Annotated in this window: 18 protein-coding genes; 9 read left to right on the top strand and 9 right to left on the bottom strand. The window is 62.3% G+C overall.

All coding sequences use genetic code 11. The annotated features are described in order from the left end of the window. Positions 1–11 precede the first annotated feature (11 nt). Genes EPZ47_RS28315 through EPZ47_RS28305 form a run of 3 tightly spaced genes read left to right on the top strand, consistent with a single transcriptional unit; the run spans position 12 to position 2,955 of the window. Positions 12–1,154, top strand: coding sequence for an ABC transporter ATP-binding protein (locus EPZ47_RS28315; RefSeq protein ID WP_109752527.1), 1,143 nt, complete (start codon positions 12–14; stop codon positions 1,152–1,154). Beyond that, positions 1,151–2,071: an ABC transporter permease subunit gene (locus tag EPZ47_RS28310; protein WP_135847664.1), complete on the top strand. Its 921-nt coding sequence runs from the start codon at positions 1,151–1,153 to the stop codon at positions 2,069–2,071. Before EPZ47_RS28315 ends, EPZ47_RS28310 begins: the two co-directional genes overlap by 4 nt. Next, positions 2,068–2,955 carry an ABC transporter permease subunit gene (locus EPZ47_RS28305; protein WP_135847663.1) on the top strand — a complete coding sequence of 296 codons (888 nt, stop codon included), beginning with the start codon at positions 2,068–2,070 and terminating at the stop codon, positions 2,953–2,955. Before EPZ47_RS28310 ends, EPZ47_RS28305 begins: the two co-directional genes overlap by 4 nt. A gap of 194 nt (positions 2,956–3,149) precedes the next feature. On the opposite strand, the gene EPZ47_RS28300 is transcribed toward EPZ47_RS28305, so the two are convergent. Further along, positions 3,150–3,788 carry an HD domain-containing protein gene (locus tag EPZ47_RS28300; protein WP_135847662.1) on the bottom strand — a complete coding sequence of 213 codons (639 nt, stop codon included), beginning with the start codon at positions 3,786–3,788 and terminating at the stop codon, positions 3,150–3,152. A 187-nt stretch (positions 3,789–3,975) separates the two neighbouring features. On the opposite strand from EPZ47_RS28300, the gene EPZ47_RS28295 reads away from it, so the two are divergent. Beyond that, a complete protein-coding gene (locus tag EPZ47_RS28295; protein ID WP_135847661.1) occupies positions 3,976–4,941 on the top strand; it encodes a GlxA family transcriptional regulator in 966 nt (321 codons plus the stop codon). Between the two features lie 11 nt (positions 4,942–4,952). Here the strand turns inward: EPZ47_RS28295 and EPZ47_RS28290 are convergent, their stop codons facing one another. From EPZ47_RS28290 to EPZ47_RS28280, 3 genes are all read right to left on the bottom strand, one after another. Continuing rightward, positions 4,953–5,294, bottom strand: coding sequence for a carboxymuconolactone decarboxylase family protein (locus EPZ47_RS28290; protein WP_014340738.1), 342 nt, complete (start codon positions 5,292–5,294; stop codon positions 4,953–4,955). Between the two features lie 97 nt (positions 5,295–5,391). Continuing rightward, entirely contained in the window at positions 5,392–7,800 is a 2,409-nt protein-coding gene (locus EPZ47_RS28285; protein WP_135847660.1) for a penicillin acylase family protein, read from the bottom strand. A 110-nt stretch (positions 7,801–7,910) separates the two neighbouring features. Next, positions 7,911–8,498, bottom strand: a complete 588-nt coding sequence (locus tag EPZ47_RS28280; RefSeq protein ID WP_135847659.1) for a DUF6436 domain-containing protein — start codon at positions 8,496–8,498, stop codon at positions 7,911–7,913. 107 nt (positions 8,499–8,605) lie between these two features. Between EPZ47_RS28280 and bipL the strand changes: the two genes are divergently transcribed. Next, positions 8,606–9,553 (top strand): phospholipase BipL, encoded by a 948-nt coding sequence (gene bipL, locus EPZ47_RS28275; protein ID WP_135847658.1) that lies wholly within the window; start codon positions 8,606–8,608, stop codon positions 9,551–9,553. A 128-nt stretch (positions 9,554–9,681) separates the two neighbouring features. Here bipL and EPZ47_RS28270 read toward each other — a convergent pair whose 3' ends face one another. After that, positions 9,682–10,425, bottom strand: a complete 744-nt coding sequence (locus EPZ47_RS28270) for a DUF2059 domain-containing protein (RefSeq protein ID WP_135847657.1) — start codon at positions 10,423–10,425, stop codon at positions 9,682–9,684. 141 nt (positions 10,426–10,566) lie between these two features. On the opposite strand from EPZ47_RS28270, the gene EPZ47_RS28265 reads away from it, so the two are divergent. Both EPZ47_RS28265 and EPZ47_RS28260 read left to right on the top strand, forming a co-directional pair. After that, positions 10,567–11,199, top strand: coding sequence for a 2OG-Fe(II) oxygenase (locus EPZ47_RS28265; RefSeq protein WP_135847656.1), 633 nt, complete (start codon positions 10,567–10,569; stop codon positions 11,197–11,199). A 2-nt stretch (positions 11,200–11,201) separates the two neighbouring features. Then, the gene (locus EPZ47_RS28260) at positions 11,202–11,693 is read left to right on the top strand and encodes a 2-thiouracil desulfurase family protein (protein ID WP_135847655.1); all 492 of its coding nucleotides are present in this window, start codon (positions 11,202–11,204) and stop codon (positions 11,691–11,693) included. A gap of 88 nt (positions 11,694–11,781) precedes the next feature. On the opposite strand, the gene EPZ47_RS28255 is transcribed toward EPZ47_RS28260, so the two are convergent. Both EPZ47_RS28255 and EPZ47_RS28250 read right to left on the bottom strand, forming a co-directional pair. After that, positions 11,782–13,155 (bottom strand): DUF3482 domain-containing protein, encoded by a 1,374-nt coding sequence (locus EPZ47_RS28255; protein WP_135847654.1) that lies wholly within the window; start codon positions 13,153–13,155, stop codon positions 11,782–11,784. Further along, positions 13,148–14,515, bottom strand: a complete 1,368-nt coding sequence (locus EPZ47_RS28250) for a DUF2868 domain-containing protein (protein WP_135847653.1) — start codon at positions 14,513–14,515, stop codon at positions 13,148–13,150. Before EPZ47_RS28250 ends, EPZ47_RS28255 begins: the two co-directional genes overlap by 8 nt. A gap of 96 nt (positions 14,516–14,611) precedes the next feature. Between EPZ47_RS28250 and EPZ47_RS28245 the strand changes: the two genes are divergently transcribed. After that, positions 14,612–15,124: a dihydrofolate reductase gene (locus tag EPZ47_RS28245; protein ID WP_135847652.1), complete on the top strand. Its 513-nt coding sequence runs from the start codon at positions 14,612–14,614 to the stop codon at positions 15,122–15,124. Between the two features lie 119 nt (positions 15,125–15,243). Here EPZ47_RS28245 and EPZ47_RS28240 read toward each other — a convergent pair whose 3' ends face one another. Further along, on the bottom strand, positions 15,244–16,635 hold the full coding sequence (locus tag EPZ47_RS28240) for an L-cystine transporter (RefSeq protein WP_135847651.1): 1,392 nt from the start codon (positions 16,633–16,635) through the stop codon (positions 15,244–15,246). Positions 16,636–16,878: 243 nt separating this feature from the next. Here EPZ47_RS28240 and EPZ47_RS28235 point away from each other — a divergent pair, with 243 nt between their 5' ends. After that, positions 16,879–17,934, top strand: a complete 1,056-nt coding sequence (locus tag EPZ47_RS28235; protein ID WP_135847650.1) for an HAD family hydrolase — start codon at positions 16,879–16,881, stop codon at positions 17,932–17,934. Between the two features lie 146 nt (positions 17,935–18,080). Here the strand turns inward: EPZ47_RS28235 and ilvD are convergent, their stop codons facing one another. Beyond that, a complete protein-coding gene (gene ilvD, locus EPZ47_RS28230; RefSeq protein ID WP_135847649.1) occupies positions 18,081–19,922 on the bottom strand; it encodes a dihydroxy-acid dehydratase in 1,842 nt (613 codons plus the stop codon). Positions 19,923–20,119 lie beyond the last annotated feature (197 nt).

Genomic DNA, 20,119 nt, shown 5'->3' with positions numbered 1-20,119 from the left:
GAGTTTCGTAAATGGCAGTTGCCTCCGGCGCCTATAAGAAAGCCCTCGAGGGCGACCAGACACCCAAGCAGGTGCTGGTCAAAATCGATCGGGTCACAAAGAAGTTCGACGAGACGATTGCCGTGGACGATGTGTCCCTGGAAATCAAGAAAGGCGAGATCTTCGCCTTGCTCGGCGGTTCGGGATCGGGCAAGTCCACCTTGCTGCGCATGCTGGCCGGTTTCGAGCGGCCCACGGAGGGGCGCATTTTCCTCGACGGTGTGGACATCACCGACATGCCGCCCTATGAGCGGCCGATCAACATGATGTTCCAGTCCTATGCCTTGTTCCCCCACATGACCGTGGCGCAGAACATCGCCTTCGGCCTGCAACAAGACAAGATCCCGAAAGCCGAGATCGACGCCCGCGTGGCCGAAATGCTCAAGCTGGTGCAGATGAGCCAGTATGCCAAGCGCAAGCCGCACCAGCTCTCCGGCGGCCAGCGCCAGCGTGTGGCCCTGGCCCGTTCCCTGGCCAAGCGACCCAAGCTGTTGCTGCTCGACGAACCGATGGGGGCCCTGGACAAGAAGTTGCGTTCGCAAATGCAGCTTGAGCTGGTCGAGATCATCGAGCGGGTCGGCGTAACCTGCGTCATGGTGACCCACGACCAGGAAGAGGCCATGACCATGGCCGAGCGCATCGCGATCATGCACCTGGGCTGGATCGCCCAGATCGGCAGCCCGATCGACATCTACGAAACCCCCACCAGCCGGCTGGTTTGCGAGTTCATCGGCAACGTCAACATCTTCGAGACCGAGGTGGTGGACGATGCCGAAGGCCACGCAGTACTGACTTGCAAGGATCTGGACCGCAACATCTATGTGGGCCACGGCATCAGCACCTCTGTGCAGGACAAGTCGGTAACCTACGCCATTCGCCCGGAAAAACTGCTGGTCACCGCCGAGCAGCCGACCTGCGAAAACAACTGGTCCAGCGGCAAGGTGCATGACATTGCTTACCTGGGTGGCCACTCGGTGTTCTACGTCGAGTTGCCAAGCGGCAAGCTGGTGCAATCCTTCGTCGCCAACGCTGAACGCCGTGGCCAGCGTCCGACCTGGGGCGACCAGGTGTTCGTCTGGTGGGAAGACGACAGCGGCGTGGTGCTTCGCTCATGAACATGCGCAAACTCAAACGCCGACTCGACCGAATAACGCCCGGTGGCCGTCAACTGGTCATCGGGGTGCCTTTCATCTGGCTGTTCCTGTTTTTCATGCTGCCATTCTTCATCGTCCTGAAGATCAGCTTCGCTGAAGCCGATGTGGCCATTCCGCCGTACACCGAGATCTACAGCTACGTCGACCAGAAGCTGCAGGTGCTGCTCAACCTCGGCAACTACGTGATGTTGAGCGACGATGAGTTGTACATCGCCGCCTACCTCGGTTCGCTGAAGATGGCCCTGATCAGCACCGTGCTGTGCCTGCTCATTGGCTACCCGATGGCCTACGCCATCGCCAACGCCCGTAAAGAGATGCAGACGGTGTTGGTGCTGCTGATCATGATGCCGACCTGGACCGCGATCCTGATCCGCGTCTACGCGTGGATGGGCATCCTCAGCAACAACGGCCTGCTCAACGGCTTTTTGATGAGTATGGGCTGGATCGACGAACCACTGCAGATTCTCAATACCAATCTGGCGGTGTACATCGGCGTTGTCTATTCGTACCTGCCGTTCATGATCCTGCCGCTGTACGCCAACCTGGTCAAACACGACACCAGCCTGCTGGAAGCCGCTTCCGACCTGGGTTCGAGCACCTTCAACAGCTTCTGGAAGATCACCGTGCCGCTGTCCAAGAACGGCATCATCGCCGGTTGCATGCTGGTGTTCATTCCGGTGGTGGGCGAGTTCGTGATCCCGGAACTGCTCGGCGGTCCGGAAACCCTGATGATCGGCAAAGTGCTGTGGCAGGAATTCTTCAATAACCGTGACTGGCCGGTGGCTTCCGCCCTGGCGGTGGTGATGCTGGCGATCCTGATCGTGCCCATTATCCTGTTCAACCGCAGTCAGGCCAAAGAAATGGAGGGCAAGGAATGAAGCGCTTCAGTTTTTCAAGCCTGATGCTGGTGCTGGGTTTGCTGTTCATCTACGCGCCGATGCTGATCCTGGTGATCTACTCGTTCAACGCCTCCAAGCTGGTGACGGTGTGGGGCGGCTGGTCGATCAAGTGGTACGTTGGCCTGCTGGACAACAGCCAGTTGATGGGCTCGGTGATGCGCTCGCTGGAAATCGCCTGCTACACGGCGATTGCCGCGGTGGCCCTGGGTACGCTGGCGGCTTTCGTGCTGACCCGCATCACCCACTTCAAGGGCCGCACGCTGTTCGGCGGCCTGGTCACCGCGCCGCTGGTGATGCCGGAAGTGATCACCGGTCTGTCGCTGTTGCTGCTGTTCGTGGCCATGGCACAGATGATCGGCTGGCCCCAGGAGCGTGGCATCATCACGATCTGGATCGCCCACACTACGTTCTGTGCCGCTTATGTGGCGGTGGTGGTCTCGGCGCGCTTGCGTGAGCTGGACCTGTCCATCGAAGAGGCCGCCATGGATCTGGGGGCGCGGCCATGGAAGGTGTTCTTCCTGATCACCATCCCGATGATCGCGCCGTCGCTGGCGGCGGGGGGCATGATGTCGTTCGCGTTGTCCCTGGATGACCTGGTGCTGGCGAGCTTCGTTTCCGGTCCTGGCTCGACCACGTTGCCGATGGAAGTGTTCTCGGCGGTGCGCCTGGGTGTGAAGCCGGAGATCAACGCCGTGGCGAGCCTGATCCTGTTGGCCGTGTCGCTGGTGACCTTCCTGGTCTGGTACTTCAGCCGCCGCGCCGAAGAAAGCCGCAAGCGGGCGATCCAGCAAGCCATCGAAGAAAGCGCCGCCGACTCCTGGAAACAACCAGAAGTACGCCGGGCCGAGACCGCGCCGGTCTAACCTGACACTGGCGCCAAATGGGGGAGCGAGCTTGCTCGCGAAGACGGAGGTACATCCAACATTCATGTTGGCTGATGCACCGCTTTCGCGAGCAGGCTCGCTCCCACAGGTTTTTTTGTTGCTCAACAATCCGTGAACCACCGCAGATCCGTTGTGGGAGCGAGCTTGCTCGCGATAGCGGTGGGGCGTGCTGGCTACGAATGCCAAGGCGAAGAGCGGATCACCTCCACGAAGTTCATCGGTTTGAACCCGGGTTCCTGATCCACCAGTACGTCGGTCTTCACATTGCCAAAGGTGGTCTGCGGACGATGCCGCAAACCGTCGGCGAAGGCGCAGATGATGCATTCCTTGAACCCTTCCCCGCGCGGATGAGCGTGCACCACGGCGTCGCGCTGCGCTGCCGGGAACGCGGTATAGTCCATTCCCAGCACGTCCATCTCCACTCCGGCCGTCACCAGCGTCACCGTGGGACGCAGATATTTGGGGACGCCCGGCGTAGTGTGCAGGGCAATCGACAGCCATACCTGCTCAATGTCGTCATCGCTCAACCCGTAGGGCTTGAGGAACGCTGAGGCCGCGTTCGCACCGTCCACTTCGAAGCGCTCGTTGTCGCTGCGATAACCCTCCACCAGACCCAGATCGTGGAACATCGCACCGACATACAGCAACTCCGGGTTATAGGCCAACTGCCGACGCTGGCCACTCAAGGCGCCGAACAGAAATACCCGGCGAGAGTGATGGTACAGCAGGTCGGACTCGATATCGCGGATGTACTCGGTGGTGGCGCGGGCGAGGGTGCTGTCGGGGATCTTGATGCCGGCGATGCTGTTCATGCTGTTCTCCTCTTGACGATGGGCCAGTGCGGCGCCGAGGGGTTCAGTCTGTTCGCCGCAAGGTACCGGAACAATGTTCCTATGGCTGCGATCTTTGCCAATAAGCCTGGGTTTCGTGCCAGATGGCTTCCGGGACGCGAATTGGCTAGGGTGCTGGAGTCGTTCTACTCGAAGGCAAGCGAGCACCATGCAGAAAATCGTCTCCGTCGTGGTATTCCCTGGCGTCCAGTCGCTGGACGTTACCGGGCCCATGGACGTGTTCAGCGAAGCCAATCGGTTCCTGGTCGCCGAGGATCACTATCGCCTTGAAGTGATCGGCGCCGAGCGAGGCGCGATGTCCTGTTCCAACGGTTTGTCCCTGAATGCCCATCGGCATTTCAGCGAGGCTTGGCAGGCCTATGACCTGCTGTTGGTCGCGGGCGGGCCGCAGTTGCCGTTCATGCACCTTGGCGCAGAATTCGATGCTTGGTTGCGGGAGGCCTGTGGTCGGGCCCGGCGCTTTGGGTCGATCTGCAATGGCGCTTTCATGCTGGCCCGGGCTGGATTGCTGGAGGGGCGAACTGTTACCACCCATTGGGGTGACGCCGCGGCGCTGGCGCAGCTGTGTCCCTCGACCCGGGTCGAAGCGGATCGTTTGTACGTGCAGGACCGCCAGCTCTACACCTCCGCGGGGGTCAGCGCTGGCATCGACCTGTCGTTGTTCCTGCTGGCCCAGGACCATGGCCCGGACGTTGCCCTGAGTGTCGCCAAGCGGCTGGTGGTGTTCACCCAGCGCGCGGGCGGGCAGTCGCAATTCAGCCCTTTTCTTGCACCCCATGCTGAGCCGACATCCACCGTGGCCCAGGTCCAGGCCTATGTACTGGCGCACCTGAACGGTGACCTGACCATCGCCGATCTGGCCAATGCCGCGAGCATGAGCCAGCGTAACTTCTCGCGGGTGTTCACCCGGGAAGCGAAGATCACGCCCGCGGAGTTCGTCGAGCAGGCCCGGGTGGACGCGGCGCGGGTGATGCTCGAAAGCACCCGCGCCCCGCTCAAGACCGTGGCTTGGCAATGCGGCTTTCGCGATGCCCAGCACATGCGCAGCGTATTCAATCGCAGGCTGGGCGTAACGCCGCAGCAATTCAGGCTGAATTTCGGCGCGCTGGCGTAAGTGTCAGCCTCTCACTTCTTCAACGCGTCATGGGCTTCCAGCGCTCGCAGGGAGTAGATGTACGCCGCGCCAGCGTTCAGCGACACCGCGGTGGCCAGGGTGGCGGCGATTTCTTCGCGGGTGGCGCCGGCCTTGATGGCGGCGTCGGTGTGCACGCCGATGCAGCCGTCACAGCGGGTGGTGATCGCCACGGCGATAGAGATCAGTTCACGGGTCTTGGCATCGAGTACGTTATTTTCGGCGGCGGCTTCATCCAGGGCCATGTAGGCCTTGACCATTTTCGGGTTGCTCTTGCCCAGGGCGCCAAAGGCACTTTTGATGGTGGGCAGCAGTTCGGACCAGTTGTTGAACATTGCGTGACTCCTGTGACGAGGGCGGGTTGTTGAACCCTTGTAGTCTTGACCATCCATGACGATCAAGTCTGTTGGCGATGAAAAATACCCCACAAACTCAGGGCGCGGCCCTGGCCGGCAACAGCTTCAGGGTCGCGCGGGTATTGGCCATCACTTCTTCCTCGACCAGGTGCGCCTGGTGATATACCCCTTCGATGTAAGCCTCTGCCTGGTCCTCGTAATGCTTGTCGAACGGCACGCCGCTCTGGCCGACCGGATTGATGGTGACGCTGTGGGCCGGGTCGGCGAAGTCTATGATGCGTCGGGTGGACGGGCCGTAGGTCACCGGCCAGGGCGCCGGGCCGATTTTGGCCGAGAGGTTGTTAGGCACTTCGTGGGTGCCCGGGGCAGCGAACGGACCGACATTGAAGATCCGGTCCAGCGGCTTTTGCAGGCCCAGCGGATGGCCGTGGGTCAGGGTGTGGGCCTTGCCCCACTGCCATTGCGTGGCATCGTCGCCGAGGGTGGCCTTCAGGTGCGCCAGGCTCTTGCTCCAGGCTTTTTTCACGGTGTCGGCCCGGGTTTGCGTACCCAGTGTCGAGCGGTCGTCCCACCATGGTGAGTCTGCCGCTGCCGCCAGGCGTGGAAGGGCCGCGTCGATCACCCGGGTCGACAGCGCGGTGTTGAAGAAGCCGTCACCCAGTTCATCGCGCAGGGCCGCGTCGGCCAGGTCGAACAAGAACTGGTTGAACAGCGTAGCGCTGGTGGAGTCCAGCGGATAATCGCCTTGCCATTGGGCCAACTGCTCCACCCACTTGCGCTCCTGCGGATCACTGACCACCTCACGCAGCACCGGCAGCAAAGGCGCGAGCAGACGCGGGCCGTAGGCTGTGGTGGTGCCCAGTTGCAGTTTCTGGGAGGTCTCGATGTCCCACTTCGCCTGCTTGTCGCTGAGCTGGAGGTTGAGTTGCTGGCCACGGTCGGGGAGGTTGTAGTAACCCGGGATCTCGATGCCACTGGCCGGCACCGGCTGGAAGTTGGCCGAGATAATGTAGCCCCGTGCCGGGTTCTCTTCCTGGGGGTTGCTGCTGAAAGGGTAGAAGCCTTCCTTTTCTGCTTCCGGACTGCTGCCATCGAGTATGAACCCGGGCTTCACGCCGGCCGGCCTCTTGGGCAATTGCGCCGCAGCCCACCAGCCGATATCGCCCTTGGCATTGGCCCAGACAACATTCAGCCCGGGTGCATGGATCTTGGCTGAGGCGCCACGAGCCTTGGCCAAAGTGTCGGCGCGGTTGAGCTGGTAGAAGGCTTCGAGGATCGGATTTCGACTTTCCAGGAAACCCCACCACATGGCGATCGGCGTCTTGCCGGCGTTAGCACCAAGGACATCGTTGACGATCGGGCCGTGGGGCGACTGGCGCAGCACCAGTGTCACTGGTGCCTGGCCCTTGACCGCGATCTGCTGTTCGCTGCGGGTCATGTCCACCCATTGGCCTCGATACCAGACCTGTTCGGGGTTGTCCGGGTTGACCTTCTCGGCGATCAGGTCGAGGTCGTCGTTCTGGAACATGGTGATGCTCCAGCCGAAATCCTTGTTCATACCCAGCGTCGCAAAGGGCATCAGCGCCTGGTACTGCCCATAGAGTTCGAAAGCCGGCGCCGACAGGTGCGCCTCATACCACACCGAGGGCGTGGAAAAACGGATATGTGGGTCACCCGCCAGCAGCGGTTTGCCGCTGTGGGTACGGCTGCCGGCGAGCGCCCAGGCGTTGCTGCCTTCGAACTGCGGCAGGCCGTGATCGGCCAGGGCCTGCTCGCTCAAGCGGGCCAGGGCGTTGAGATCTTTCCAGTCGGCAGCGGCCAGTGGCAGGGCGCTCTTGCCGCCTTTGGCGAGCACGCCCAGGGGCTGCCAGTCGAGGTCGAAGATGTTCAGGTAATCAGCGCCCAATTGGTCGCGCACATAGGTCAGTAGCGGTTCGGTACGAAAGGCAGCGGCGAAACTGTAGGCCATGTAACCGGTAATGCTCACGGTATCTTCGGTGGTGAAGGGGCGCTTGGGAATGCCCAGCACATCGAACTCCAGCGGTCGGGTGTGGCTGTCCTGATAGCTGTTGATGCCGTCCAGGTAAGCCTGCATGGCGAGCCAGGCCGGGGATTGTGGGTCTTGTTCGGTGACATAGGTCGCGGCGCGCTCGCGGATACGCAGGCTGCGCATCAGCTTGTCGGTGTCGAGCAGCTTAGGCCCCAGCACCTCGGCCAGTTCGCCACGGGCGAGCCGACGCATCATCTCCATTTGAAACAACCGGTCCTGGGCATGGACATAGCCGAGGGCGCGGTACAGGTCGGTTTCGTTCTCGGCGCGGATATGCGGCACGCCGCGTTCGTCGTAGCGCACGGTCACCGAACCGTGCAGCCCTTGCAGTTGCACCATGCCCTGGCGGGTGGGCTGCTTGCTGTAGAGGTAGCCGCCCGCGACGATGATGGCGGTGACGACCAGTGACAGGAAGGCGAAGAGGGTGCGTTTCATGGAGATTCCTTATTGAGTGACAGCGACCCCATGGTCTCGCTGTTTATTCCCTGTTTAGCATGCCGCTGCTTACCTGCGCATCGCCCCTCGGAGGGATTTCCCCCGGCTGGCTATTCTTTGGCTGATGTGTCCTGGCTCCACGGGCAATAACACCCCACCGCCAGCGTATGGGTCGCATCGACCGCCCGGCCAACGCTCAATGCCTCGAGAATCGGCTCGATGAAGCTGTTGCTCGAGTTGCAGGTCAGGCCTTCGCTGTAGGGGCCGAAATACGCCAGTTTGCCGCTACGATCCCAGATCGCCACGGCCGGGCTGGCAGGAATCTGGCTCGAACCGGGGAGTACCGAGAGGGTTTTGAGATGGCTCAGCGTGGTCGGTAAGCGACCTTGGCTGCCGGCCTTTTGTACTGCATAAAATTCGACGCCTTGCGGTACATATTTATCGATCAACTCGGCCAGGTGTTGCTGATTGCCGACGTTGCACGGGCACGCCGGGTCCCAGAAATGCACCAGACGGATCGCGCCAGGGCCGGCCAGGTCAGCAGGCAGGCGCAGTGGGTCGCCGGAAAACACCGCCGTATGTTGGCTGAACGTGCGCAGAAAGCGCCCCTGGAACCAGTCGTAGGCGACCCACAGCATGGCGGCGCACCCGAGGGCAAGCAGGCTGGCAAGCAAGGTCGTGCGGTGGGGCGAACGCATGAAGTCGATCCTCTGGGGCCGGCTAGCTTGCCATGACTGTCGCGACAGATGAATATCGCAGGCCTATAAAGTCCGTTTCGCGCGCTGCGCTTTGCCTGGGAATATTGATGCCTGCCACTTTCAACCCCGATCACCTGCGTGCCAGCCTGCAACCCTTGGCACAGTGGCAACCTCTCTCGGAGCAAGCACAGGCCTATCAGCGCTTCTATGGACTGGATTTCCCCCAACACCCATTGCGCAAGGGACTGGGGCGTTTCGAGATAGACGGGTATGAGGTGGTCGCCCAGGTCTGGTGGCCGGAAAAAGCCGTGGCGACGATGTTCGTGTTCCATGGTTACTACGATCACATGGGGCTGTACCGGCACTTGATCGAGTGGGCGCTGGAGCAGAAATTCGTGGTGATCGCCTGCGACCTGCCGGGCCATGGCCTGTCCAGCGGAGAACGCGCCAGCATCGGTGATTTCGCTGAGTACCAGGCAACGTTGCAAGGGCTGCTGAGGGAGGCCGCGACGCTGGACCTGCCGCAACCCTGGCATCTATGCGGACAAAGTACCGGCGGGGCCATCGTGGTCGATCATGTGCTCAACCAGGGCGCAAACAGCCCGGCCCAGGGCCAGGTCATTCTACTGTCGCCCTTGGTTCGGCCACGGGCCTGGGGCTGGTCGCGCCTGAGTTATTACCTGCTCAAACCCTTCGTGACCGGCATCGCCCGGCGTTTCAGCGAGAACTCCAACGATCCGCAATTCCTGTCGTTCCTGCAAGCCGACCCCCTGCAACCGCTGCGCCTGCCCACGGCGTGGGTGGGGGCGTTGGGACAATGGATCAAACGCATCGAAGCCGCCCCGAGCAGTCCGCGCCAGCCATTGATCGTGCAGGGGCAGGCGGACATGACGGTGGATTGGGGGCATAACCTGCAAGTGCTGCGCAGCAAATTCGCTCGGCCGCAGGTATTGATGCTGCCCGAGGGCCGGCATCACCTGGCGAATGAGACGCTGGCGATACGGCAGGAGATGTTTGGGTTTCTGACCGAGCGAATGAGTCGGGTTCAGCGGTGACTGATCAATTGCTTTCGCGAGCAAGCTCGTTCCCACATTGGACCGTCAGCGCTCGCGAAACCTGAGTTCACTCAATACCCTGTGGGAGCGAGCTTGCTCGCGATGGCGGTGTTATGGGCGCTGAAGATCTACTGCCCGAGATTCTGCCCCACCGCCAACCCCGCCCGAATCGCCGCCAAGGCGGCCTGATAATAAGCCTGGCCCTCGGTCGACTCGGCGAAGGTGGAAAACTCTTCCAGCTCGGTATCCGTCAGGTCACGGTAGACATACAACAGCGTGTTGTTCAGGTCGGTGCCGATCTGTTCCATCAGCCGCTGGCGCTGACCGTTGAGCATGCCCTGGGCCTGGCCACCGCCCAGCAGGCCGGGGATCATCGAACTCAGGCTGTCGGCCGCCACGCCGGCAATCGCTAGGCTGACTTCAGCACCGGCCTCGCGGGCGGGCAGGGCCTGGGCCAGGTGGCCGATGATCAACAGGCGGTTGTCGCTGGCTTGCATCTTCGGTAGGCCCTTGGCGTTTTTCGCCAATTGATCGCGGCGGGTTGCCAGCAGCTCGGCGGCCACGACTTTGCGGCCCAAGGGCGATTGGAAAAAGCTCAGGGCTGGCTGAGGGTCGCGAAGATTCTTGCGCATTTGCGCTTCGGCCCGCTGGTCCATGGCCTGGGGGGCGAAACGTTGATTGCTGTTGTTCACCAGTGCCTGGAACACCGCTGGTGGCAGGCTGTCCTGGTAGCGCTGCTGCGCGGCGCTCAAGGCGTCATTGAAATGCGCCCGCTGTTGCGGCCAGCCGGCGACCTTGTACAACTGGTCGTAGCTGTCTGCCCAGGCAGGCAATACGCAGAACATCAACAGTGAGAAAAGCAAACGACGCATAGGGACTCCTGTCAGCAGCCGACTATTCTCCGTGGGGTGTGGGGTCTTGTCGAGAATTCGTATCAAGTTCGTACGGCGGTGCTATCTGGCAGCAAAAAACCTGCTGAGCGTCGCTGTCGGTTTTGCAGGCACAGGAATACTATGCGCGCCATGCAAATACCTTCTGATCACCCGCTGCTGTTACGTATCGTCGACGACCTGGCCGAGCGCGGCTGGTCGCAGCAGAACATTTTCCTGCCGGATGCACTGACCCGCGCCCTGGCGGCCGAATGTCGCCAGCGTGCCGCCGAGGGCGAGCTGGCCCCGGCCGCGGTCGGGCGCGGGCCATTTTCGGAGATTCGTGAAGGCATTCGTGGTGATCGTATCCAGTGGATCGAACCCGGCCAGGCGCAAGCCTGCGACCGTTACCTGGGGTTGATGGACAGTCTGCGCGAAGCGATGAATCGCGGGTTGTTCCTGGGCCTGGAAGATTTCGAAAGCCATTTCGCCCTGTACCCGCCCGGTGCGTTCTACCTCAAGCACGTCGACCGCTTCCGCGATGACGACCGGCGCATGGTATCGGCGGTGCTGTATCTCAACGACGCCTGGCTGCCGGAACATGGCGGCCAGTTGCGCATGTACCTGGACGATGGCGTGGAACATGACGTGGTGCCCTCTGGTGGCTGCCTGGTGGTGTTCCTGTCGGGGCAAATACCCCATGAAGTCCTGCCCGCCACCCGCGATCGCCTGTCCTTGACGGGATGGTTCCGCCGCCGTGGCAACGAGTTGTTCTGAGCATGGAAAAAATTCTGGTCAGTCGCTGCCTGCTTGGGCACCGCGTGCGCTACGACGGCGGCGCCAGCGGGCCGTTCGACCAGCTGCAGCAATGGCTCGACGAAGGTCGTGTCGTGCCGTTGTGCCCGGAAGTCGCCGGCGGCCTGCCCACGCCTCGGGCGGCGGCGGAGATTCCCGGTGGGCAGGGCGGGCACGTACTCGACGGCCAGGCGGCGGTGATCACCACCGAGGGCGAGGATGTGAGTGCGCAGTTCCTGTCCGGTGCGAATCAAGCGCTGGAATTGGTGTGTGCCCATGGCATCCGGATCGCCGTGCTCAAGGCCAATAGCCCGTCGTGCGGCAACCTGCTGACCTATGACGGGACGTTCAGTGGCGTGAAAATCAGCGGCGAAGGCGTGACGGCGGCCTTGCTCAAGCGTCATGGGGTGAAGGTGTTCAGTGAGTTGGAGTTGCCGGAAGCTGCTGCGGTGCTCAGGGCCTTGATCGAGGAGTAACTACGGGGCAGCACTGCTCTCTTGTGGCGAGGGGATAAATCCCCTCGCCACAAGAGAGCACCATGTTCCCAAGCAGGTTTTGTGTCATCTAGAGCTGCTGCGCCAACTGCTCGATCTGCTCCTGCCGCTCCGCCTGGCTCAGCCGTTGCTGAGGATTCAGCGACGACCACTGCGGATACGCCCGGGCCTTGTTCAGGGCTTCGGGCAGTTTGCCTTCGCGCCAGGTCTTGTCCTGGGGCGTGGCGATGCGGATGCTGTCCATGGCCGCATGGCCGCGCAGGTTGAGGGCTTGCAGCAATTGGCGTTGGCGTAGGGCCAGGAGGCGCAGCACGCTGTCGTCCACCGTCAATTCCCGCTGACCCTTGAGTTTGCCCATCAGCCGGTTGCCATAGCTGCGGGCGGTTTGCAGGGTGCCGCCGACAATGGCCCCGGCCAGGGCGGCGGCACCGAGGGTCAGGCCACCCACCAGCAGATCCACACCGGCGCCGGCCGCCGCGCCCGCCGCGATCCCGCCACCGACCCGTACGCCCAATTGCTTGAGGGTTTCAGGGTTGAACAGGTCATCGCCCCAACGGCCATCGAGCAGCGGCAGGTCGCTGGCGGCCGCGTCCTGGGGACGGAAGGCGTAGAGCTTGAGCAGCGCATCGACGCAGCGCTGTTCACGCTGACGCACCGCGTTGCGCAGTTCGCTGATGGCTTGGCGTTCCAGTTCGGCATCGCTGGCCACGCTGCGTCGGCAGGCGGCGCAGTCGATCAGCAATTCTGCAACCAGTCGTGCCGCGCTCTGCTGGCGAGCCAGGCGTTGGGCCTGTTGATCGGCGACCAGGCGTTCCAATGGCCCGCGGGCGCTTTCCAGCAACAGCGCGAGGCTTTCATACAAGCGCCGCTCGCCGTCCTGGGGCGGGGCGACGCTGTCAAAACGCACCAGGGCGTGCAGCCCCAGCCGCGCCAGGGCCTCGCGCCAGTCAGGCTCGCGGTGGTTGGCGCTGCTGACGAAGTTCAATACCGGTAGCAGCGGTTTGCCGCAGCTGGCGAGGACTTCCAACTCATCGCGGTACTTGGCCAGCACCGGCTCGCGGGCATCGATCACATAGAGCCCGGCATCGCTGGCGAGCAGTTGCCGCAGCACCTTGGCTTCCTGTTCGAAGCGTTGCCGCGCCTCGCTGCCATCGAGGAACCGGGCCAGCCGTGCCGGGCCGTCCAGGCGTTCACCGGGCCGCTCCAGGCGCTCGAGATAATCGAGCAGGGCGATGGCGTCTTCCAGGCCCGGCGTGTCGTACAGCTCCAGCAGCGCTTCGCCATCCACCGACAGGCGCGCACCCTCGACGTGGCGGGTGGTGCTCGGGCGATGGGATACTTCGCCGAAGCCGACGTCCCGGGTCAAGGTACGCAGCAGGGACGTCTTGCCCACGTTGGTGTGGCCGACCACGGCCAGTTTCAGCGGCTTCATGGGCTCAGTCATGGCCAGTCTCCAGCCAATTCAACGGCGCGCAGTCGGCGAAGGGCAATTGCAACTGCTGCAGCGCGTTGTGCCAGTCGCCCAGGCGTTCGGCGTCCAGCGCTTCGCCAGGCGGCGCCTGCAACAACCAGACGCGGGTGGCACTGGCGCTGCGGGCCAGTTCGGCGATCAACGCCAGGCTGCCGCGGTCCGGTGAGCGCCGAGGGTCGCAGGCAATCGCCAGTCGCGCCGGGGGAAAACGTGACAGTTGTTCGAGGAGTTTGTGGCGCGACTCGCGGCTGTCGAGGACGCCGGCGTTTTTCACGGTGGTTGGCAGCTTCGGCGGCCAGGGTCGATCATCCAGTTCAATGGCCACCAGCAACGCGCCATCGCTTTCCATCGCGCTGACCGCACTTTCGATGTGATGCAGTTGCGCGGGCGCGGCGTCGTTGACGCCCAGGCGTTCGCTGCTGGGCATCAGCCGCTCGCGCAGTTGGGCATAACCCGGCAGGTTCAGGTCCAGGCGCAGCGTGGCCCGGCCGCGTTGCCAGCGCCACAGGCACAGCAGCGCCAAGCACAGGCGCGGCAGCACGCCATACACCAACAGCACGCCCACCAGCCAGGCGGCCCAGGCCTGGCGGGCGCTTTCGATATTCAGCGCGGTATCGCCACTGGCGCGGATCATCTCCTCAGTCGGCACGCTGAAACCCAACAGCGCGGGCAACGCGCCGAGGGCCTGGGTCATGGCGACGAAGGTTTCGCCACCGAGAATCGTGGTTTCCCAGACGAAGCCGTAGCGCCGGGTCGCCATCAGCATCAATACGATGACCAGCGCGCTGAGCATCGCCAGCAGCCACAAACCGTTGACCAGTGCGCCGAGGGCCCAGCGATTGAGCTTGTGCCGCTGCAGCAACAGCAGCAGGGCTGGCGCCAGTTGGGCGGCCTTGGCATCGCGGGCCAGTTTTTCGCTGAGCCACAACCACAGGCGCCCCAGGGCGGCGCCTTGCTCGCCAGTGAATATCAGGCCCAGCACCCAGCCGATGAGCAGGATCAGGTTCAGTCCCAAAAGACTGCCCAAGGCCCAGAACACATTGACCGGTGTTTGCCCGTCGCCGAGGGCGGCAAAGCCCAGGCCAGCGCCGCTGATGAGCGCGAGCAGCGCCAGTAAGATCAGCGCCAGGCGCGCCCCTTGCAGCCAGTGGCGCAAGGCTTGGGTAAGACCATCACGTTCGGCCAGCCAGCGGGCGCGGTGGTGGATGCGGCTGGATAAATCGCCGCCTGCCGCACGGGCCAGGCGATTGGCTTCCTGGTCCTCGAGCGGGCCGGCGTGTTCTTCACGCAGGCGTACCGTCTCGGTCAACCAGAGGTTCTGCAGTTCTGTCACGGGCGCTTCCGTTGCTCGAATGAGGGTTGAGCATAACCGCTGTGGCGCTTGTCGGGGTACGTTGCCAGGCGTCGAGCCTCTGGTATCCTCGCCGCCATGAAAAAAACTCTCCCCCTAAGCCTGATTGCAGCCCTCGGTGAAAACCGTGTGATCGGCGTCGACAACAGTATGCCCTGGCACTTGCCGGGGGATTTCAAATACTTCAAGGCCACCACCCTGGGCAAGCCGATCATCATGGGGCGCAAGACCTGGGACTCCCTCGGTCGACCGTTGCCCGGGCGGCTGAACATCGTGGTCAGCCGTCAGCCTGGCCTGGCGCTGGAGGGCGCGGAAGTTTTTTCCACGCTGCAGGCTGCGGTGGAACGTGCCGAAGCGTGGGCGTTGGAACAGGGCGTCGACGAGCTGATGTTGATCGGTGGTGCCCAGCTATACGCCCAGGCCCTGGAGCAGGCGGATCGCCTGTACCTGACCCGCGTGGCGCTGAGCCCGGAAGGGGATGCGTGGTTTCCGGCGTTTGATTCGAGCCAGTGGACATTGGTGTCGAACCAGCCGAACCCGGCCGAAGGGGACAAGCCGGCCTACAGCTTTGAGGTGTGGGAAAAGCGCTAAAAGCATCGCGAGCAAGCTCGCTCCCACATTGGTTTTTTGGTGAGCACAATATCTGCGATCACCGCTGACCACTGTGGGAGCGAGCTTGCTCGCGATGGCGATTTAGCAGGTACTCCCCATCAAGCGTGCACCAACTCCCCATGCTCCTCGGCATCGAGCAACGCCTTGTCGGTCTGCTGCATCACCTGGCTGGTAATTGCCCCAGCGGTGATCGAGCCGCTGACGTTCAACGCCGTACGGCCCATGTCGATCAGTGGCTCGACGGAAATCAGCAGTGCCACCAGCGAGACCGGCAAGCCCATGGCCGGCAGCACGATCAGTGCGGCAAACGTCGCGCCGCCACCGACACCGGCCACCCCGGCCGAACTTAACGTCACGATTGCCACCAGCGTCGCGATCCACACTGGATCCAGCGGGTTGATGCCCACCGTCGGTGCAACCATCACCGCCAGCATCGCCGGATAGAGGCCGGCGCAACCGTTCTGGCCGATGGTGGCGCCGAACGAGGCGGAGAAGCTGGCGATGGAGCGGGGGATGCCCAGGCGACTGGTCTGGGCTTCAATGCTCAACGGGATGGTCGCGGCGCTGGAGCGGCTGGTGAACGCGAAGGTCAGCACCGGCCAGATCTTGCGGAAAAAGCGCAACGGGTTGATTCCGGCCGTGGACACCAGCAAGCCATGCACCACGAACATCAGGCCCAGCCCCAGGTACGACACCACGACAAAGCTGCCGAGCTTGATGATGTCCTGCAGGTTGGAGCCAGCCACCACTTTGGTCATCAGGGCCAGCACGCCGTACGGGGTCAGCTTCATCACCAGGCGCACCAGGCGCGTCACCCAGCTTTGCAGGGTGTCGATGGCGTTGATCACTTTCTGGCCTTTCTCCACGTCATCCTTGTGCAACTGCAACGCCGCAACACCGAGGAACGCCGCAAAAATCACCACGCTGATGATCGAAGTCGGCTTGGCCCGAGCCAGGTCGGCAAAGGGGTTCTGCGGAATGAACGAGAGCAGCAATTGCGGAATGTTCAGATCGGCGACCTTGCCGGCGTAGTCGCTCTGGATCACTTGCAGGCGCGCCAGCTCCTGGGTGCCGGCCACCAGGCCTTCGGCGGTGAGGCCGAACAGGTTGGTCAGGCCGATGCCGATCAGGGCGGCAATGGCCGTGGTGAACAGCAGCGTGCCGATGGTCAGGAAGCTGATCTTGCCCAGGGACGAGGCGTTGTGCAGGCGGGCCACGGCGCTGAGGATCGAGGCGAAGACCAGCGGGATGACGATCATTTGCAGCAGTTGCACGTAACCGTTGCCCACCAGGTCGAACCAACCGATCGAGGCTTTGAGCACCGGGTTGCCGGCGCCATAAATCGTGTGCAGGGCAAGACCGAACAGCACGCCCAGCACCAGTGCCAGCAGCACTTTTTTGGCCAGGCTCCAGGTGCGGTGACGGGTTTGCGCCAGGCCGAACAGCAAGGCGAGGAATACCAGCAGATTGAGGATCAGCGGCAGATTCATCAAAGAGACTCCGATAAGACTTGTGCCAGTCGCTTGGAGCCGCGACTGCGAACCGGGGAGCCTAACAGCCTGATAACTAATGAATTAATACTAAAAAGGCATGTAGATTGTCGTTTATGGAATAAGGCGGCGGCGTTTACGGACATGTCGCTGGCGTTATCAGGACGCAAGCCGTCGCGGGTAGGCGAGGACTGTCACACGCATTTGTTAGCGTCGGGTTCTTTGAACCTGGGAGAAATGCCGATGAAGCTCGTACCTCGTTTTCTCGCTGTCGCCTTGAGCCTGGGCCTTGCCGGCCAAGTGCTCGCCACCGAACTCAAACACTGGCCGGCGGAACAGGCCAAGGCCCTGGACGCGATGATCGCGGCCAATGCCAACAAGGGTAACTACGCGGTGTTCGACATGGACAACACCAGTTACCGCTACGACCTTGAAGAGTCGTTGTTGCCGTTCATGGAGAACAAGGGCCTCATCACCCGTGAAACCCTGGACCCGTCCTTGAAACTGATGCCGTTCAAGGACACGGCCGACCACAAGGAAAGTCTGTTCAGCTATTACTACCGCCTGTGCGAAGTGGATGACATGGTCTGCTATCCATGGGTGGCCCAGGTGTTTTCCGGCTTTACCCTCAAAGAACTCAAGGGCTATGTCGACGAGCTGATGGCTTCTGGCAAACCGGTGCCGACCACGTATTACGATGGTGACAAGGTGGTCAACTACAACGTCAATCCGCCGAAAATCTTCACCGGCCAGGCCGAGCTGTACAACAAGCTGATGGAAAACGGCATCGAGGTCTATGTCATGACCGCGGCGTCGGAAGAGCTGGTGCGCATGGTCGCCGCCGATCCGAAGTACGGCTACAACCTCAAGCCGCAGAACATCATCGGTGTGACCACGCTGCTCAAGGACCGCAAGACCGGCGAATTGACCACCGCACGCAAGCAGATCACCGCTGGCAAATATGATGAGAAAGCCAACCTCGGCCTGGAATACACGCCTTATCTGTGGACCCCGGCGACCTGGATGGCCGGTAAGCATGCGGCGATCCTGACGTATATCGACGAATGGAAAAAACCGGTACTCGTGGCCGGCGACACCCCGAGCAGCGATGGCTACATGCTGTTCCACGATGTAGACGTGGCCAAAGGCGGCATCCACCTGTGGGTCAACCGCAAGGACAAGTACATGACCCAGATTAACGGCATGATGGCCAAGCACGCCGCTGCCCAGGCGAAGGAAGGACTGCCGGTGACGGCGGACAAGAACTGGGTGATCGTCAAGCCGGAAGACATTCAGTAAACCCGCACAAGAGGAAAAGCTGCAGGTACTGCTTTTGTGAGCGCTTCGCACTCAAGCGGGAGCAAGCTCCCTCGCCACGGAGATATCATTGACCCAATAAAAATGCCCCGCACTTGGCGGGGCATTTTTATTGCGGCTATCGACGCTTACAGGCCGTCGAGCATCGCCTTGTTCCGCACCGCGCCTTTGTCGGCGCTGGTGGCGAGCAGGGCATAGGCCTTGAGGGCGGTGGTGACTTTACGCGGACGCACTTCCACCGGTTTCCAGCCTTTCTTGTCCTGCTCGACGCGGCGCGCGGCCAGTTCTTCATCGCTGATCAACAAGTTGATCGAACGGTTCGGAATGTCGATCAGCACCTTGTCGCCATCGCGCACCAGGCCGATGGCACCGCCGGCAGCTGCTTCTGGCGAAGCGTGGCCGATGGACAGGCCCGAGGTGCCGCCGGAGAAACGACCGTCGGTGAGCAAGGCGCAGGCTTTGCCCAGGCCCTTGGACTTCAGGTAGGACGTGGGGTAGAGCATTTCCTGCATGCCCGGGCCGCCTTTCGGGCCTTCGTAGCGAATGATCACGATATCGCCAGCTTTCACTTCGTCGGCGAGGATCCCGCGCACGGCGCTGTCCTGGCTTTCGAAAATCTTGGCGTTGCCTTCAAACACGTGGATCGACTCGTCGACGCCGGCGGTTTTCACCACGCAACCGTCCAGGGCGATGTTGCCGTACAGCACGGCCAGGCCGCCTTCTTGGGAATACGCGTGCTCGACGCTGCGGATGCAGCCGTTTTCACGATCGTCGTCCAGGGTTTCCCAACGGGTCGACTGGCTGAACGCGGTTTGCGTCGGAATACCTGCCGGGCCGGCCTTGAAGAAGTGATGCACGGCTTCGTCGGTGGTCTGGGTGATGTCCCACTTGGCGATGCCTTCGGCCATGCTCTTGCTGTGCACGGTCGGCAGGTCGGTGTGCAACAGGCCGCCACGGGCCAGGGAACCGAGGATGCTGAAGATCCCGCCGGCGCGATGCACATCTTCCATGTGGTACTTCTGGATGTTCGGTGCGACCTTGCACAGTTGCGGTACGTGACGAGACAAACGGTCGATGTCGCGCAGGTCGAAATCGATCTCGGCTTCCTGGGCGGCCGCCAGCAAATGCAGGATGGTGTTGGTGGAACCGCCCATGGCGATGTCCAGGGTCATGGCGTTTTCGAACGCCTTGAAGTTGGCGATATTGCGCGGCAGCACCGACTCGTCGTTCTCACCGTAGTAGCGCTTGCACAGCTCGACGATGGTCCGGCCGGCCTGCAGGAACAGCTGTTCGCGGTCACTGTGGGTGGCGAGGGTCGAACCGTTGCCCGGCAAGGCCAGGCCCAGAGCTTCGGTCAGGCAGTTCATCGAGTTGGCGGTGAACATGCCGGAGCACGAACCGCAGGTCGGGCAGGCGCTGCGCTCGTACTCGGCAACCTTCTCGTCAGAGGCGCTGGAGTCGGCGGCGATGACCATGGCGTCCACCAGGTCCAGGCCGTGGCTGGCGAGCTTGGTCTTGCCGGCTTCCATCGGGCCGCCGGAAACGAAGATCACCGGGATGTTCAGGCGCAGGGCGGCCATGAGCATGCCTGGGGTGATCTTGTCGCAGTTGGAAATGCACACGATGGCGTCGGCGCAGTGGGCGTTGACCATGTATTCGACGGAGTCGGCGATGATCTCGCGGCTCGGCAGCGAATAGAGCATGCCGTCGTGGCCCATGGCGATGCCGTCATCCACGGCGATGGTGTTGAACTCTTTCGCAACGCCGCCGACGCGTTCGATTTCCCGGGCAACCAGTTGGCCGAGGTCCTTGAGGTGAACGTGGCCCGGTACGAACTGGGTGAAGGAGTTGGCAATGGCGATGATCGGCTTCTTGAAGTCGTCATCCTTCATCCCCGTGGCGCGCCACAGTGCACGGGCGCCGGCCATGTTGCGGCCATGGGTGGATGTTTTCGAGCGGTAATCAGGCATGGAGCACTCCGGGCGGCTAATCAGGTACTTATCAGGTATCAATGGGGAAGTGAGCTTCTGTTGACGTCTGGAACACCCGGGTTTGGCCGTGTGTCCGGAAGTGGCCGATGACTTTGCAGGATCGCTGCGTGCCTCAGCATGAGCTCATAAACCCGCCGGGGATGAATGGCGATGAATGTCGCGATTCTACACCGCTG

It is taken from the genome of Pseudomonas viciae (assembly GCF_004786035.1).
GTDB classification, from domain to species: domain Bacteria; phylum Pseudomonadota; class Gammaproteobacteria; order Pseudomonadales; family Pseudomonadaceae; genus Aquipseudomonas; species Aquipseudomonas viciae.
This window is presented reverse-complemented; position numbering and strand designations above follow the sequence as displayed.